This is a genomic window from Paenibacillus tabacirhizosphaerae, from assembly GCF_040812395.1.
Taxonomy (GTDB): domain Bacteria; phylum Bacillota; class Bacilli; order Paenibacillales; family NBRC-103111; genus Paenibacillus_E.
In genome coordinates this window covers 228,848-244,777 of the sequence record NZ_JBFNXH010000007.1, presented here as the reverse complement: position 1 = coordinate 244,777, position 15,930 = coordinate 228,848, and the positions used below count along the sequence as shown (strand labels likewise).

Genomic DNA, 15,930 nt, shown 5'->3' with positions numbered 1-15,930 from the left:
CGTGGAGGTTCGAGTCTTTTTGACCGCATCCACGGATAGGGGCTGTCCCAAAAGTGTTCGTATGAAATGGGAACGACTGAAATATTAAGCGAAGAACCTCGAAATCCACTGCTAGGTGGGATGAGGTTCTTTTTTAAAAGCAAAATTCAACTCTAGGTGGGGCATAAAAAATCATAAGTTGGCTTTGAGGGTAGCCTCATTCTTGGGATGCGGTCTGAGGGATTTGAACCCTCATGCCTGCGCCACCCCTCAAGAAGAGAGAAAGTGCTTTTGAAGGGGCCTGTTATAGTCCGGAAAAGCCTTGATTTATAAGGGTTTTCGACTTTTCAGTAGTAATAAATTTGATGAAGTTGGGGACGGTTTGAAGAATTTCGTCCCCAATTTTTTTGTTTCAACACTGTATTAGTCGTATGCATAACAGTCTTGGTAAAATAAGTTTTAGTGTGACATCTATAATACAGATGCAGATCTTTTAATAATAACTTCACCCTCCAAATCAAATACCATAGGTTTGCCTTTTGCCTTTGGATCCCATCCTTTAATTAATGCCTGATTAATAATTTTTTTAGCATCATGTGGTTTAATAATTTTTATATTCATTTCATTTACGTTCGGAAAGTTAGTCCAATATGAATTCAGATCAGATGTAATATAAACTTCTATTCTACTTCCTTTTATTTGTGCATGTTCAGCAACAAAAACAATATAACCACTATCTGGAGAAATCGTCCAGCTGTACGATTCATTATCAATTAGTATCGATCTTGAACTTTTCTTATTAATAGTCATGACAGGATAATGTTCCCCCTCAAAGATAACCAAAACAAAACTTTTCTGTTGTGTATGTTCTACATCTCACATTTATTTCCTTTACTTGAGTATTGCAAAAATTACGCTGTCGAATTGACTGAGTTAAAGTAATATTGTTAGAACCTTTGTCGTGGATTTACAAATAAGAAGGACATCGAACCTTTGTGTAGAAATTGACAGTTACGACAATATAATTTCCATATAAAGGATATTTCACGCTCTTATGGTATCCCTCTACATGCCAATCTTCAAGTTCATTTTAGCTTTGAAACTCGAATTTTCTAAACCGCAACTTGGTCATCCGTTTACCCTCTTCACGGCATCATTCTTTGCGCTGGACGTAAAAATATAATATAAATTCAATAAGCTGCCCGAGGAGATCGCCACCTTAGCAATGTCACCAACTTTTGATGATTGAAGCATTCCCGACTTCGCAAGACGAACAGGTCTACGTTCTGATAGATAGTTGGTACACTAGCAAGAAGGTCACAACCGCAAGGGGTTCCATGTCATCGCCCTCTACGTATATCAGCAAGCCTTAGAGAAGAAGCAGTTATTCGACGTTCTCAAACATCTCAAGCTACCTGCCTAAAAACAGAATCCCAATTCCTACTACAAGTCTGACCTTTTTCCGGATGTATGTTGGAAATCGCAATACTCAAGTAATTTATCAAGAATTATTTACAATATAAAACAATTTTTATATATTTGATAAAAATGTTAATTATTGATATTTTTATATCATAATATATTAAATATTATAAATAAAGGAAATTTTACTATTTCCTAAAAAGGAGAACAATCAGATGAAAAAAATTTTAACTGTATTAACAATTGCATGTACATTTGTATCAGCTTTAGCACCAATTAGTGCTTTTGCAAGCTCAGAGACTAAAAGCCCGACTCAGGTTGCAACTGCCTCAAAAGTAACTACGGCTGCTAATGCTGTATCTGATCAAATTAAATTAATTGAAAGCAAGTATTTAGTAAGAAACAATGACGGGACTTTTTCTATTAAATCCGATGTTAATTCTGACAGATCAATTGATAAAAATGTTTTACAACAGATCAAAAATGGTATGGAGCAAGTTAATGGAAAAATTAGGAATAAAGAACTTGCTTCAACTCAGATCAGTACAAGCGAAAGTGCCTCTGGTTCTAAAGTTTTCTCGCTCTCGGCTAATGTAGGAAATGAGAGTAAGTACGTTTGGCATTGGTACGGGTTTGAAAAATACATTAATGCTAGTGAATCAGGCATTGCCGCAGCAGAATTTGGTTATCTAGCAGCTAAAATTCTTGCTGGGACAGCAATATCTGCCGCAGTACCAGTTATTGATATTATAACTCTTCCTGTGGGAGGGCTTACTGGATCTGTCGTTGGGGTGTGGTCGGCAGCTTGTTGGTTAGGAAATGCAAACGGAAGAGGGAATATCATTTCTGCATTAGGTGCTCCAAGTTGGGCACAAATTTACAGTGTAACAGTTCAGTAATTTCTCAAGATTGGGGCATTGGGTGTATATTCCAATGTCCCTTTGATTCTTAACTTAAAAGTAATTGAATTATGTAATAGAAAGGTATAGAATCTAACGGAGTGATTTTTACTTTGGATAAAGGAGGGAAAAATTGAAAAAACCTCTTTGGTTTTACATTGTCATTGTTTTTGTTCTATGCATTTCCATAGTTAGTCTGTACAATAATACGCCTATCACAATAATATTAACAACTTTGGGATACTCTATACTCCTTGGCTCTTATGGATTTTTGGAAATGAAAAGTAATAAACGTAACGCAATAGTATGTTTCTTATTTATGTTAATTAGCATTTTATATTTGTTACGAACAATATTCATTTACTCTAAATAAAGTCAAACGTAAAGATCAGAAGCAGACGCGTTGTCGAGGTATTAGAAGGGAAAAGGTCCACTTAGCCTACTGAGTGGATCCTTCTTTTTTCTTATTGAGTTCTTCATTTTGAGACTGGATATCGGTATTTCAAGGAGTTGCGGGGCTTTGACCAATATCAGTTGCTTTCGTTTATAAGTATTCAACGCTTTTGGGCCATCCAGTTCCTGACACAAAACTTCTGGAGTTCCAGCGACAGGAGTCGATGGTGAAACAATCCGAATTGACGATTGGTAATGTGATATGCCGTATCCGAGATGAGGAGGAAACACGAATGAAACTTCTCAAACTAAACAATGAAGAACTTTCAGATGCCATTATAAGCGGCGAGACCTATATCCAGATTGGAAGCAGGAAATATATGCTTTTTGAAGTTGATGAGGTTAGCCAGTCAGGGAATTACGAAGTCAATGATCCAGAAGAAGAAATGTTATTGCTTGATGCAATGAATGCTGATAATCCGTCTTTTTCTAAAGAAGAAGTGCTGGAACAGTTAGCGCGGCGCAATCGGCAATGAGGATTACTTGGAAACAGAGCGCCATACATTCTCTAGTCAAGTTGGATCTGTGGCGGGAAGAAAATGGTTGGTCAGAAATCACAGAGCATTTGGTGGAAACCATCGAGACCTATTTAGTCGAAAGGGCTGCCTCTAAGTAGAAACTCTTCTTAGCAGCAGCCCATTTTTAAATTGTCATTTCCGCGGGCAACACATGCTCGACAGGGTTGTATTTCTGATGTTATTCACTGTAATCGCGAATAAGCTCCTGTTCAGAGCGAGGCTGGATCGGCGTATTTTCAATCGTAATAAATAAAGCATCCGTGTGGGCGAACCCCCCGTGAAGGTTCGAGTCCTCTTGACCGCAATCTATGGACAAACCCTTCAGAAAAAATTCTGAGGGGTTTGTTTTTTTGAATGTCTTCCATCATCGATATTCAGTTTCCGTTTCAGGATCTCCTGAAAAAGCATTTCTATAAATTCTTGATCAAGCAGAAGATTTACCGATTCCCAATAAGCTACTAATAGCATTTTATCGCTAAGTGATTCCCACCGCTTCTTCTCAATCATCCTATCTTTTCTTTCTGCTATTTTTAATTAACGTCATTCTTCTGGAGTGACGGAGCCACGAATAATATCTTTTTAAGTCTCGTAATTCCATAGTTTCTGACATGCAGCCAAGGAAAGTAATGACAATCATTTTATGTAAAGGGTTGCCTGCGATATCCGTTATTCTCTCATCTTGAGCAAACTGCACAACCATTAGCAGATCATCATCTACGACAAAAACTTCCTCCTCTTTGCGATAATAAGACGCGATCTTCCCCCTCTTAAGTTTATCCCATAAAAATAGGCATATATCCTCAATTTCCGTTTTGTTGCTTGTTACCCGACTGCTCCATCGGCTATGTGCATGATGGGTAATGACGATGTCGACAATTTTTTTATCAGTGAGTTCGACATAAAATGGGGCATAGGTACTCCATCGGCTCATGATTTTATCTCTCATCTCTCTCAACCCCCTTAAGGTTACGATAATAATGCTGCATATTTTTTCCATATTCTATATGTATTATCATAATGTTTAGTCGGATCAAGGTCACCGCATATTTGATTGCGTCAGTTTGCAAATGTTATTTCATTTTTATGTAAATTTTGTAAGGAAAGATGTATGAAAATGAAAAAAAGAATTGTATGATTAGCTTGGGGGCTAGATCTACAATTCTTTTTTAAATTTGGTAAAATAATACTAGGGAACTACCCCCAGGAACATTGCGGTTCCAATAGTTCCTTTTTCCTGGTATGTACAGGGGAGAGAAAGGTCCATCGCATAGAGGATAATTCTACTTCGATTAACGTCTCCGAATTGAAGAAAGGGGTTTCGTCATTGCGTAATTCGACACCTTTCAACAGGTGAACGGAATGCTTCAATTGCTTGGGTATCTGGATAACAGGCATATAAGCAACTCCCTTCCCAAAACGGGCAATTTGGACTGCTATATTAGTATAACAAATATATTGGAGGCTTGCGATGAAGATTAGCAAAAAATATGTTGTCGGATTGTGTGTGTCAATTTTTGTTGTACTACAGATTTGGTGTGCATTTATTATCTTCAATCACCCTTATATTGGAATATTCCTAAAATTGGATCAACAGCAGCAGTGGGTGATCGATGCAATGGATAAAAAAGGCGCCGGCGCCAGTCTTGATCTCCAGATTGGAGATGTCATCCAGCAAGTAGACGGACAGCTTCCTGGTAATTTCCTACATATTCTAAAATGGCGAACGATTGAACAAGCGCATACCTTGCTGATATCAAGAAACGGGCACGATCATAAAGTCGAGATTAATACGAGAAAAACAACCTTATTCGATATGATTACATTAATTGAAGAGTTCGTATGTTTGTTCATGGCCGTGTTGATATTTACAAAATTGCGCTATTCTCCGTCAGCTATGCTACTGGCGACTGTATTTCTGACCGGTGCCATAATCTTTATGAGTGAGGGTGTCTCAATCAGAGGAGAGGCTGTCGGCAAGCTTCTGATCACAAGCTTTATGACGCTTTTGCCGATTGTCTTTTTTCACTTTCTTGTGGTCTTTTTCAAGGAAAAAAGCAATTTGGAATTACCATCAAGTACTTTGAAGTATTGGTACTCATTGGAACTTGTCGGTTTTTTAATAAGATGCCTGTACTTTTACCCGCCTACGGCTTATCCAGTTTATAAATATAGTGCTTCAACTACTTTAGGATTTTTCGTAGTCGGTTTTTTACTCAATATGCTAGTTTTAACGATCTTATACGTTAAAATACGCAAACAACAATCATATGTCTCTAGCATTGTCAAAAGCGTGTGGTTGTCGTTGATTCTCTCTTTTTTACCAATCATTTGTCTTTCCTTTCTCCCTGAATTAATTGTTGGACACTGGATCGTTGACGCTGTGTACACAAGCGGGATTCTACTGCTGTTTCCTATCTCATTTGCTTATTTAATCGCTTCCGATCAGTTGTATGATATAGGGCTAATTGTACGTCGCTTTTTATTTTCTGGTTTAATTGCTAGTATCCCAGTTAGTTTGTTTACTGGAACGTATGTTTTCTTGTTTCAGGATGAAGTGGATGAAAAGCAAATTCTGTTTATTCTTTTCGGTGGGATGATCCTTGTAACAACAGTACTCTACACAACCGAATACATGACAACGCGGCTTGAACCGTTTTTGTTTCCTAGAAAACATATTCTGCAAACAGCGCTGAAAAAGATTTCCAAGAACCTGGGTTCAATTTCCAGCTTCCGCGAGTTGAAAGAGACTATACTCGTCGATATTGTCAACACACTTCAAGTTATTGGCGGTGCGATCGTATTTCACTATGAAGACGAAATTGAAATTATTTATGAGGGGGAAATTGACACGAAAGAAATTCGCCAGATTATCGAGACAGCATCCTTACGCAATCATTCGTTTTACACATGTATTGAGATGAACAGCCATGAAGAATATACGAGCTACCTTATTATCACCCGAAAAAAAGCAAACACACTGCTTAGCGCAGAAGAAACGCAATGGCTGCGCTTAATCACCTCCTATTTGGAAGTGAGCTTGGAGAATGTTCATTTGATCCGCAAGCTGACGGCAGGGTTGTCGCATTTCGCCTCCCAGCTTCCTCAAGAGAGCGTAGCGCAGGATATTCAATGGTTTCGCAAGGTGATGTTTGAATTACAGGAGGAGGAACGGATTCGTATCGCCTCCGATCTTCATGATACGACGATGCAGGATCTGTTCTTCCTCAAACGAAGGTTAGTCGATCTTGTAGAAAAAGTTGTTATGGACAAATGTGATCATGAGCAGCTGAAAAATACGATCAACTTTGTGGAAATGATCAATGCAAGCCTGCGGCAAAGCTGTTTTGAGCTCAATCCTCATCTGCTGAAGGAGGTTGGCCTGATCCAAACGCTGCAAATGTACCTGGAGAAGGAGGCGTATTCAACTTCGTTCGAGCTTGTTTTTAGCGCTCCCTCATCCTCTATTATCGAAGGGAAGGATTTGTTGACCAAACGGCATATTTTCCGCATCGTTCAAGAGCTGCTTAACAATGCGAAGAAGCATTCGCAAGCTTCGAAAGTTATTTTTCGGATTACAGAGGAGCACACGATTTTCTCTTTGATTTATGAGGACAACGGGTTGGGTTTCGATGACAAGGAGAAGCGTCAGAAGGAGATTGGCTCATCGGGGACGGGGATTGAGCAGATACGTAACCGCATCCTGCATGTGGGTGGACAGATGGAGACCATCACGCAAAAAGGGAATGGGACGAAATTCGTTATTCAGATACCGACTGAGAGGGGGAAATCTGCTTGAATAAAGTAGTTAAAACGCTTGTTGTTGACGATCATCCTTTAGTTGCCAATGCGACCAAAGCATTGTTGGAAGGAATGGACTGTATTGAGGTTATTGGCGTTGTCAGTAATGGAAAAGAGTGCATGGAGCAAGTATCGCTGCACCAGCCGGGGCTTATATTTCTCGATTATCATCTTCCCGATCAATGCGGCACGGATATTGCCGCGGAGATTAAGCGCAGCTATCCCGGTACTCATATTGTGATCTTTACTGGAATCGACTTGGAGAGCATATTCAATAAACTGATTGAAATCCAAGTAAGCGGTGTTCTTTCGAAAGAGTCGAGCGAGCGAACGATTCGCAATATGGTCAATTGCATTCTCGATAACCATACGATGCTGCCCCTTTCACTCTATCGACAGATGCAGTTGAGTTACGTACATGATCATGACGACTATGTTCTGGGGGAGGAAGAGATTCTCATCATGAACATGATTGTCAAAGGAGCCACACATGAACAAATTGCCGATCACATACACATGAGCAAACGAACGGTTGATAATTATTTGCGCAAAATTTATGAGAAAATGGGAGCCAAATCAAAAACAGAAGCGCTAGAGAAATATATTAAGAGTAAATATTATACATAAGTGCCCAGGGGGGCGGAGGGCTTGAATCAGGACACTAAGCATCATATGGAGCGAATTGTTGATGATTGCATGTTTACGGAAGATTTAAATCTACTGCTTAAAGCTTTTATAACGGATAAAGAACAAGAGCGAAGTTCATGGTCGCAAATCACTCTTTACACGCACTACATGCTAGGAGGCACCTCGCCTCATATTCATCGCATTGCTGCGGTGACGGAACTTATGATTCTTTGTTCGGATATTATTGATGATCTACAGGATCAGGATCAATGGGACAAGGCATGGATGCAATGTCCGCAAGCAGTAGCGTTGAATGCCGTCTTTGCGTTATTTACTGGGGTTGTTGGTGAGTTGGGGAAGCTGCAAGTCAGTGAGAGGGCACTTGTTGAGATCAGCAAAATTATTTCGAGATCTCTGAACGGGCAGCACAAAGATGTGACGAATGCAGCGCTTACGGAAGACGACTATTTGAATATGACGCAAGAGAAGTCAGGTTCTGTTTTCAGGCTTGCATGTTTCATGGGGTATTCTTTTGTGGATTGTCCGGATGCGACGATTGAACAGCTTCACGAATTGGCTGACTGTCTAGGTCTTATTCATCAAATTCAAAATGATATGAGAGATATTGTTCGAATGGACGAGAAAAGCGATTTGCTTCGCAAGAAACGAACGCTGCCTGTGCTGTATTTGCTGTTAATCGAAGATGAAGCTTTTAGCGCATTGAAAGCGTATTATGATGGTCATATGACCGAAGATTTCCTGTTAGATGAAAAAGAGAAAATTCTGCAAATGATTCAAGATTCCGGATGCCTGGAATATTCTCATGTTGTTCAGACGTTATGCCTTCAGAAAGCGGAAGAAATTTATACGAACTTGAAAGTCATTTCCCCATGGAAAGAAAAGTTCAAGGAAATCACGTTTGCTTCGTTCCTGGATGCAAGATTAAGCTGAAAAACGGTCTATTTGGCCTGAATAGCAGCAAAATGTTTGAAACGATAGCCGGATTTCTACGTACAAAGGTGTAGTAGTTTTCTTACGGGGGGTGGAGTCAGATGGAGTTGTCTTTCGATATGTCGATGCTTTTTTTACTGCTTGGTTTAAGCGGTCTGCTTGTCGGTTATTATTGCCATACTCAGTTGGCTCCGCTCCAGCATGTGAATACATTTGATCGGGTTGCACAGTTGGTTGTGAACCAAACGCAAGCACCAGCCTCGTTCCGGCTTCTTCGGGTCCGAAGGAAGATCCCTGGCCTCAAAGCCAGGGGACAAGGACTGCTCGGCGAAGAGGCGCCCTCCTCCTCATTCATGAACCTACGTTACTCATGAATCTACGAGGAGGAAATGAAACATGGATACTTTTTTACATCCGATCATCATATTATTATTTACTAGCTTATCGTGGTTGCATCAATACACATTGGATTGGGGCTTTGCGATTATTGCTTTGACAGTAATTGTCAGAATGCTGTTGTTCCCCCTAAATCTGCGGACGGCCAGGCAACAGTATAGGCAAGTGAAGATGCAGCCAGTACTGTCAGCATTACGGGATAAGTACGCCAAAGATCAGGCGAAACTTTTGCAGGAAACGGGTAAAGCGTACCAACAATATGGCGTAAAACCGCTGTCGTTGTTCATAGTTTCACTCATTCAAGCACCGCTTTTTCTAAGTCTGTACCGCGTTTTCTCAACGCATGGCGCGACGATGAGCTCCCACATTGTACCTTGGATTTCTACCCTGGGACAAAGTGATCCCTTTCATCTGGTGCCGCTTATTTACGCAGGCATCACTTTCATCAGCATGATAGTTCCACTGACGAATGAAATGACCGTAACCGGTTCCTTACTGACCCGGTTGTCTATGCCTCTGATTATGGTCCTCATCATGGCTATTGTGATGTGGTCTTCTCCTGTGGCAATTGGCCTTTACTGGACAACGAATTCCTTGTTCGCCATTGCTGAACGGCTTTTTTATCGAACGGTGATTGGCAGAAGGTGGATTTCACGCGGAAGCGAATTACAAGCAGCAGCTGGTGTTTAAAAAGAGAAGCTCACCAAATCCTCAGTGAATTGGTGAGCTTTTTTGTCGCATGTTTGGGGGCGTCGAGCTGATCATGCAACGGGCGAGTGGAACGTGAGTGCGTTAAGAGCCGCCGTTTGGGCGTAAATGAACAATTCGCGGAACGTGAGTACGCTATTCGAAAGAAATACGGCGTGAAAAGCTTAGGAATGACTGAATAGCGCACCCTAGTTCCTTTAAGAGGTTAAAAATGGAATAATTCACAGGAATAGCGAATCGTAGTTCCTCGAAAGGAGTCGAGCACGAGTATCTTGCTTGAATCACCTAGCAGTTCAAGGAGCGGGAGGCAATCCCCGGGGCATCGCCAGTCCCTGTCCCTCACATAGTCATGCCCCAGTCCTATTGCCTTTCTCTGCCACAGTCCCTCACCTCGAGGAATATCCCATACACAGCAAGCTGAGCTTTTGGCAAAGTCTAGCCACAGATCAGGTCTCTCTACCCATTATGCTTGCAGATGGTTAAGCAGGATGCGAAGTTTTTTCTCCGCAGCGCCAGGAATACCTTCGTGACCGAAATAACGATGAACGGAAAGGTCTTTGGAGCAAGTCAACTGATTGTAAGCGGCGAATACGGTGGAAGGCGGTGTAATATCGTCAATCAGTCCGATGCAAACCCAAGTATGGCAGGTGATGCGCGGAGTCAGGTTCATGACGTCAAAGTAGGTTAATGTACGTTTGGCCGTAACCTCAATCGCCGGATCACCATTTCTTCGGAAGTACTCGTTTAACTCGTAGTAAGGTCCATTTGGCGTAATGTCAATCGCCCGCTCGAAATGGGATAGAAATGGAAAGTCGGCACAAGCGACGACGGGAATAGGAGAAAGTGCCGCAGCAGCAAGCGTTAAGGCTCCTCCTTGGCTACCGCCTATCACACCGATCCGATTGGCATCTACCGCTTCTAGTGAAGCTAATACTTCTAAGGCTCGAACCGCATCCATGTATACTGCGCGATAGTAGTACTCCTGTGGATTTAAAATCCCTTTGGTCATCCAACCGCTGCTATGTCCATTGGAGGACACGATGTTGTCTTGACTGTTTCCATGCTGCCCTCGGACAAACATCTGCAGTGTTGCATACCCATGAAGCGCCATATTCACGGTATCGTGCAGGTTGCCCTCGAAAGCCCAGTTGTAACCGTGATACATGACGACTCCAGGATGCTTGCCTTCGCGATCAGGCAGAGCCAGCCAGCCATCGATATGCGCGCCGGCGAAACCTGCATATTGAATTCGGTAGACGCGAGCACCTTTAACCGGGTAATCATAAGGGGTAAGCTCGTATTGCAAAGGGATCTCCTTTAACTCAGCAAGCGTTTTCTCCCAAAAGTCATTGAAATCGGGCTGACAAGTTAAGTCAGGCTTGTATGTGTATAGCTGATCTAAGGGCAAATCGTAAGGCTGTCCCATAGAAGTAGCACCTCCAGTGTTAGATAGTCGATCTAATTCTAGCACGAATTGAAAGCGTATCCTAGCCGTCTATCGAGGTAAGAGGAGATATAGGAATATGCCCATATATTATGTGGGGTTTATTGGCAGCTCCATGAAATCGGGGTCTAGGAACGTTGATTGGAGCTATAATTGTTCCTCCTTCCATGGTCATGCTTTTCGTCGTGGCTGAAGTGATCATGCTCATAGCGGCTATTGTTATTCGGATTCGCGGCAAAAACATCGGTTATGGTTTTCTGTACGCATTCACAGCGATCTCGGGCGTAACCTTGTATCCGGTTATTATGACCTATGGCGGTTTGCTTGGCGCGAATGTCGTCTCGGGCGCTTTTTTCGCGACAGCGGCCATCTTCGGAGGACTTGCCTTCTACGCGCACCGCTCCAAGCGCGACTTTAGTTTCCTGGGCGGTTTCTTATTTGCAGGCACAATTGGGCTGGTACTGATGAGTTTGATCTCCCTGTTTGTGTCCTTTGGTTCCGTTATGAACTTGGTCTGGTCGATGATCGGCATCCTGATTTTCAGCGGATGGGTTCTCTACGATGTAGCTCAATACCGGGACGGAGTCGCTTCAGAAGATGTCCCGCTTGCAGCTTTAAACATTTATCTGGATTTCATTAATTTGTTCCTGTACATTCTTCGCTTCCTAGCCTCTATCGCTGGCTTTAATCGGGATTAGAGCTGGCATAATGTGAAAAAAGCACCTCCGGCGCACACGATTGCGTGTACTTCGGAGGTGCTTTTTTGAACATTAAGTAACCGCGTGCTCCAACACACGCTCCGTACAGGAAAAATAAGGTACGTCTCCCCGAAAGATCCGGTTAATCTCCAATAAAGTATGCATAAGCTGAATGAGATCGGCCTGATTGAGTCGAACTGTAAGCGACTCATGCCTCGTTTGGCCACCCAGCTTTAATTCGAACAGTTGAGCCTGTTCATCCATCTGAATTTCCAGAAGCTCGGTTTTGAGCATCCGCGTCCACATCCTAACAAGCACCTCTTTCTCTCTATTTATGCTAGTATATGCGGAAATTACAAGGATAGAATCGCTGCTAGATGAAAAGCAGTTATAGAAAAAAGGTGCGAACTCCAGCGCAAAAAGCGGCTGGAGCAGCACCTCTCTGAGACCGCCGGTGTCTACCGCAGACTACCGGCCTCGGTGCTTGGCCTTGGCTTTCACTCTGGCGATGTCGCGTCTGAGCTCCTTCGCCGCTTCTTTCTGCTCGCGCGAGACTATCTTGCGCTCTTTCTTACGCAGCTCGAGCTCGAGTTGAATGGCCTGCTGTGCAGCGGATGAAGCGCCTTGCTGTTTCATTTCCTTGGCAATCGCACGCGCGAGTCGCTTCGGATTGATTCGGCGCTCCACTACCGGCTTGATATCTGCACTTTGCCTTACATGCTCGATCCAGTCGAGCAGATCGTTTTGTACGAATGCCATGACTTCCGCGTCATGGGGCTCAGAACCGAAGACGTAACGTGCGGCACGAAGCTTTCCGTTACAAGCTTCCTCAATGACGCCAACCCAGAATGGTTGTTCGAAATACACGGTTAATTTCATGGTAATTCCCCTCCTGAACTTATCTGCTGCGAAGGACATCCCGAGGGGGGAAGGATACGACATAGTGCGGCTTCTATGCATCCGGACTACCAACCGGACTGTGTTTTTACGCTCATTTTATTATAATCCGAAACAAGCACGATTTCATGGTTCCTCTCATACAATTTAATGATCTTATTCGTGTGAGGAGGAGATGACCCATGGCGGCTTGCAGTACTTGGACGTATAGAGGGATTTCGTCTTCGGTCTTTAAGAGTTTACAGAACACGGGAAGAAGGCAGGGATTTACGATTCCTAATGCGGCTTCCGGGAAATTTACAATTTCGGTTGCAGGCATGAATGTCGGTTTTCAATATGCGTGGGATGTGTCGGGCCAGACTTTACTCTTGCAATGTGTCACGAAGCCGATGCTGCTGGGATGCGGTACAATTAAAACATTTGCGGATAAAATTGTGCTCGAGAGCGGAGGGCATGCCGTTTAGCATTCGTTCTTCCACCTGTCTATCCCGTTTAAGGATGTGCCTAGATGGTTAAAATAGGGAGGGAAGGCAGGTGGGAGATTGGCTAAAAGCGATGACTTGGTTAAATACATAACACAGCAGGTTGTGACCTACATGGAAACGCCAAAGGATGTTCGGAAGTCGGCAAAGGCGAGCCATAAGGAGCAAAGAGAGAACTGGCAAACACGATGGTTCGGGATGCTGCCGCTTGCGACTCGCATGGTCATTGAACAAACAAAAGGTATCAAAATTAAAAAAATCAAGAAAATGAAACCACTGAAGGAATGGTTCAGGTGATTGTTAACAACCTGTTTGTTCCCTAGGAGGTTTTTTGTTTTCTACAGCGAATAGTGAATTGTTGATTTTAATAAAGAAGGGAAGAAAACTAAGGTGAAACTGGGAGCAAACAACAAGCTAGTCATGATTGGAGATTCTGTCACAGATTGCGAGCGTGCAAGACCGATTGGCGAGGGGCGCAACGATGCTTTAGGCAAAGGATATGTATCCATCGTGGATGGTTTGCTGAATGCAGTATATCCACAGCTTCAAATTAGGACAATCAATGTAGGAACCAGCGGTAATACGGTGCTTGATCTCAAACAAAGATGGCGAACGGATGTCCTGGATCTGAAGCCTGACTGGTTATCGATCATGATCGGCATCAATGATGTTTGGCGGCACTTTGATCTTCCCAATCAACCCGAGAGGCACGTCGATATCGAAACGTATGAACGTACACTTCGCGAGCTTGTCGAACAAACGCGCCCGGTTGCCAAAGGCATTGTTTTGATGACGCCCTTCTACATAGAGCCGAATCCACAGGATGCGATGCGCTTCAAGATGGATCAGTACGGGCAAGTTGTGAAAAAAATCGCCGAAGAAACGGGAGCTCTCTTTGTCAATACGCAAGCTGCTTTTGAACCTTTGCTGAATGAATTCTATCCTGCTTATATCGCTTGGGATCGGGTACATCCGAATCATATAGGGCACGCGGTGTTAGCCAATGCCTTCTTGCGAGCGCTTGATTTTGAGTGGAATTAATATGAAAAGCCTGAGACCTCCGAAAATGGCGGTCTAAGGCTTTTTTTTAATAGAATGCTTAACCCCTTTATAGAACTAAAGCGTTATGGATACCCACTCTGACTGATAAAAAAGCATAAGTCGTCAGGTATGTGTGTGACGCTCGCAAGAGAGGGGAGATTCCGCACGCATCGTGGGTACGAGCATTTGAGAATAATGGACTTAGCAGGTTCAGAAGTGTCACATCGGTTTGGCGTATTGAAATGTCGCCTCGATCTGCGATAGATCGTCTTTTTGCACGGATGAGCGGAACGTAGGTGCGTTAAGAGGCGGCATTTTCGGTTGTAGGGATATTTCGCGGAACTACCGTGCGTTATGAGTAGGAAATGCTGGGTTGTAGGCACCATTTCGCTCATTTAACGCACCCTAGTTCCGCTTCAGGGGGAGAAAAGGGACGTTTTCGTGGAATAAGGCATCGTAGTTCCGTCGATATCGCTGTAGATGTGGAATTGGCGGTTCGGCAGTACCTCCTCGGTTTTCTTACGAAGCTTGCCGAGGCAAAATGTACCCGGAATCTTCCAGGGGTGTGGGTTTAGACAAGGACCTGAGGCATAGCCTCAGATCCTTCTCAGGGATAAATGCGGCCTTGCCTCAAGGCTTCCCTGAGCAGGACATATCTTGTGCCGACATGGTCAACGGCAAGATAGGGCTGTCCCCCGTTCCATTGCTTATATCCAAGCACTGCAAGCGGCATTGTGACTTTATGGTTGTACAGGTCGATCACATACGTGAGCTTGTCCTTTTTTTTCAAAGCAGCTTTAAGCTCTGGCAAATCTACGATTTGAAGCGGCTTGCCCTGTACCCAAGGGAGACGATCATAAGGGTCAAAGACGGGGAGCAAGAGGTCATCAAGCTTCCCTGTTAAAACGGTTCCAGCCGAGTTCGCGGCTGCTTGTTGAGGGACTGGATCATGATCAAGCGGGAGAAGTTCTCCCGATTTGGCATCCAGATAGTGGGTTTGCTGATGCATCTGGATTTTCCAAATGGCGGTAAACGAGTCCATATATAAACGTTCTTTCATTATTTGTTCGTTGCTTACAAAATCGGTTAAAGAAGTAGCAGCGGGTATGAGTTCTTGCTGCACCAAAGAGCGGTACAGCGTGGTCAAGCTGAATAAAGGATTGTCTCCCGTCCCGTACTCGGTTAAGCGAAGGGAGCCGTTGTCTGTCGCATGCACAATCATATATCCGACTTCTTGTCCATTAGCTTGCAGGATGACGACCCAACCATGTGTTCCAGGACCGAGAGGATAGCTGTTCCACTGCGCCTGCTGCCAAAGCTCGAAACCTCTTTCTCGTGAAAGAGTTGTTTTCCAAGCGTTGACCGTAGCAGTTAGCGTTGATTCGCTCCGTGGTTGTAAGGAAATCGTTGCATCTGGGATGGCGGCGGCTTCGGAAGTTGACTGTAGTTGCATGAGGTTTGTCCGATCTCCATAGTCGACGGCAGACGTGTGGATAGGCGTGAGCAGGAATGCACTAAGGCCGATTAAGCACGCTGCCCAGGTTGTCCATCTTTTCATATTCGTTCACCTACCTATCGGTATAACCTCTGATTTGTATGCTTTTATTGTAATTCTTA

18 protein-coding genes are annotated in these 15,930 nt (G+C 43.4%); 11 read left to right on the top strand and 7 right to left on the bottom strand.

Annotation, left to right across the window (positions count from 1 at the left end; translation table 11 throughout):
- Positions 1 to 450 precede the first annotated feature (450 nt).
- On the bottom strand, positions 451 to 789 hold the full coding sequence (locus ABRS97_RS15335) for a hypothetical protein (RefSeq protein WP_367814900.1): 339 nt from the start codon (positions 787 to 789) through the stop codon (positions 451 to 453).
- A gap of 827 nt (positions 790 to 1,616) precedes the next feature.
- Here ABRS97_RS15335 and ABRS97_RS15330 point away from each other — a divergent pair.
- Together ABRS97_RS15330 and ABRS97_RS15325 are read left to right on the top strand one after the other, a co-directional pair.
- The gene (locus ABRS97_RS15330) at positions 1,617 to 2,300 is read left to right on the top strand and encodes a hypothetical protein (RefSeq protein WP_367814901.1); all 684 of its coding nucleotides are present in this window, start codon (positions 1,617 to 1,619) and stop codon (positions 2,298 to 2,300) included.
- A 686-nt stretch (positions 2,301 to 2,986) separates the two neighbouring features.
- The gene (locus ABRS97_RS15325; RefSeq protein ID WP_367814903.1) at positions 2,987 to 3,229 is read left to right on the top strand and encodes a hypothetical protein; all 243 of its coding nucleotides are present in this window, start codon (positions 2,987 to 2,989) and stop codon (positions 3,227 to 3,229) included.
- Positions 3,230 to 3,592: 363 nt separating this feature from the next.
- On the opposite strand, the gene sda is transcribed toward ABRS97_RS15325, so the two are convergent.
- A complete protein-coding gene (sda, locus tag ABRS97_RS15320; protein ID WP_367814904.1) occupies positions 3,593 to 3,778 on the bottom strand; it encodes a sporulation histidine kinase inhibitor Sda in 186 nt (61 codons plus the stop codon).
- Between the two features lies 1 nt (position 3,779).
- Positions 3,780 to 4,217 (bottom strand): hypothetical protein, encoded by a 438-nt coding sequence (locus ABRS97_RS15315; RefSeq protein ID WP_367814905.1) that lies wholly within the window; start codon positions 4,215 to 4,217, stop codon positions 3,780 to 3,782.
- A gap of 522 nt (positions 4,218 to 4,739) precedes the next feature.
- Between ABRS97_RS15315 and ABRS97_RS15310 the strand changes: the two genes are divergently transcribed.
- From ABRS97_RS15310 to ABRS97_RS15290, 5 genes are all read left to right on the top strand, one after another.
- Positions 4,740 to 7,067: a sensor histidine kinase gene (locus ABRS97_RS15310; protein WP_367814906.1), complete on the top strand. Its 2,328-nt coding sequence runs from the start codon at positions 4,740 to 4,742 to the stop codon at positions 7,065 to 7,067.
- Complete coding sequence (locus ABRS97_RS15305) at positions 7,064 to 7,696, top strand: response regulator transcription factor (RefSeq protein ID WP_367814908.1); 633 nt, start codon at positions 7,064 to 7,066, stop codon at positions 7,694 to 7,696. Before ABRS97_RS15310 ends, ABRS97_RS15305 begins: the two co-directional genes overlap by 4 nt.
- A 21-nt stretch (positions 7,697 to 7,717) precedes the next feature.
- The gene (locus ABRS97_RS15300; RefSeq protein ID WP_367814909.1) at positions 7,718 to 8,647 is read left to right on the top strand and encodes a polyprenyl synthetase family protein; all 930 of its coding nucleotides are present in this window, start codon (positions 7,718 to 7,720) and stop codon (positions 8,645 to 8,647) included.
- Positions 8,648 to 8,748: 101 nt separating this feature from the next.
- Positions 8,749 to 9,021, top strand: coding sequence for a hypothetical protein (locus ABRS97_RS15295; RefSeq protein WP_367814910.1), 273 nt, complete (start codon positions 8,749 to 8,751; stop codon positions 9,019 to 9,021).
- A gap of 22 nt (positions 9,022 to 9,043) precedes the next feature.
- Positions 9,044 to 9,733, top strand: a complete 690-nt coding sequence (locus ABRS97_RS15290) for a YidC/Oxa1 family membrane protein insertase (RefSeq protein WP_367814911.1) — start codon at positions 9,044 to 9,046, stop codon at positions 9,731 to 9,733.
- Positions 9,734 to 10,214: 481 nt separating this feature from the next.
- Here ABRS97_RS15290 and ABRS97_RS15285 read toward each other — a convergent pair whose 3' ends face one another.
- Positions 10,215 to 11,177 (bottom strand): acetylxylan esterase, encoded by a 963-nt coding sequence (locus ABRS97_RS15285; protein ID WP_367814912.1) that lies wholly within the window; start codon positions 11,175 to 11,177, stop codon positions 10,215 to 10,217.
- 155 nt (positions 11,178 to 11,332) lie between these two features.
- On the opposite strand from ABRS97_RS15285, the gene ABRS97_RS15280 reads away from it, so the two are divergent.
- On the top strand, positions 11,333 to 11,893 hold the full coding sequence (locus ABRS97_RS15280; protein ID WP_367814913.1) for a Bax inhibitor-1/YccA family protein: 561 nt from the start codon (positions 11,333 to 11,335) through the stop codon (positions 11,891 to 11,893).
- Between the two features lie 72 nt (positions 11,894 to 11,965).
- Here the strand turns inward: ABRS97_RS15280 and ABRS97_RS15275 are convergent, their stop codons facing one another.
- Positions 11,966 to 12,187, bottom strand: a complete 222-nt coding sequence (locus ABRS97_RS15275) for a hypothetical protein (protein ID WP_367814914.1) — start codon at positions 12,185 to 12,187, stop codon at positions 11,966 to 11,968.
- A 174-nt stretch (positions 12,188 to 12,361) separates the two neighbouring features.
- On the bottom strand, positions 12,362 to 12,772 hold the full coding sequence (locus ABRS97_RS15270; protein WP_367814916.1) for a YjdF family protein: 411 nt from the start codon (positions 12,770 to 12,772) through the stop codon (positions 12,362 to 12,364).
- A 200-nt stretch (positions 12,773 to 12,972) separates the two neighbouring features.
- Here ABRS97_RS15270 and ABRS97_RS15265 point away from each other — a divergent pair, with 200 nt between their 5' ends.
- From ABRS97_RS15265 to ABRS97_RS15255, 3 genes are all read left to right on the top strand, one after another.
- A complete protein-coding gene (locus ABRS97_RS15265) occupies positions 12,973 to 13,254 on the top strand; it encodes a hypothetical protein (protein ID WP_367814917.1) in 282 nt (93 codons plus the stop codon).
- Positions 13,255 to 13,332: 78 nt separating this feature from the next.
- A complete protein-coding gene (locus ABRS97_RS15260) occupies positions 13,333 to 13,569 on the top strand; it encodes a YqzE family protein (protein WP_367814919.1) in 237 nt (78 codons plus the stop codon).
- 93 nt (positions 13,570 to 13,662) lie between these two features.
- A complete protein-coding gene (locus ABRS97_RS15255; RefSeq protein WP_367814921.1) occupies positions 13,663 to 14,313 on the top strand; it encodes an SGNH/GDSL hydrolase family protein in 651 nt (216 codons plus the stop codon).
- Between the two features lie 607 nt (positions 14,314 to 14,920).
- Here ABRS97_RS15255 and ABRS97_RS15250 read toward each other — a convergent pair.
- Positions 14,921 to 15,871 carry a hypothetical protein gene (locus ABRS97_RS15250; RefSeq protein ID WP_367814923.1) on the bottom strand — a complete coding sequence of 317 codons (951 nt, stop codon included), beginning with the start codon at positions 15,869 to 15,871 and terminating at the stop codon, positions 14,921 to 14,923.
- Positions 15,872 to 15,930 lie beyond the last annotated feature (59 nt).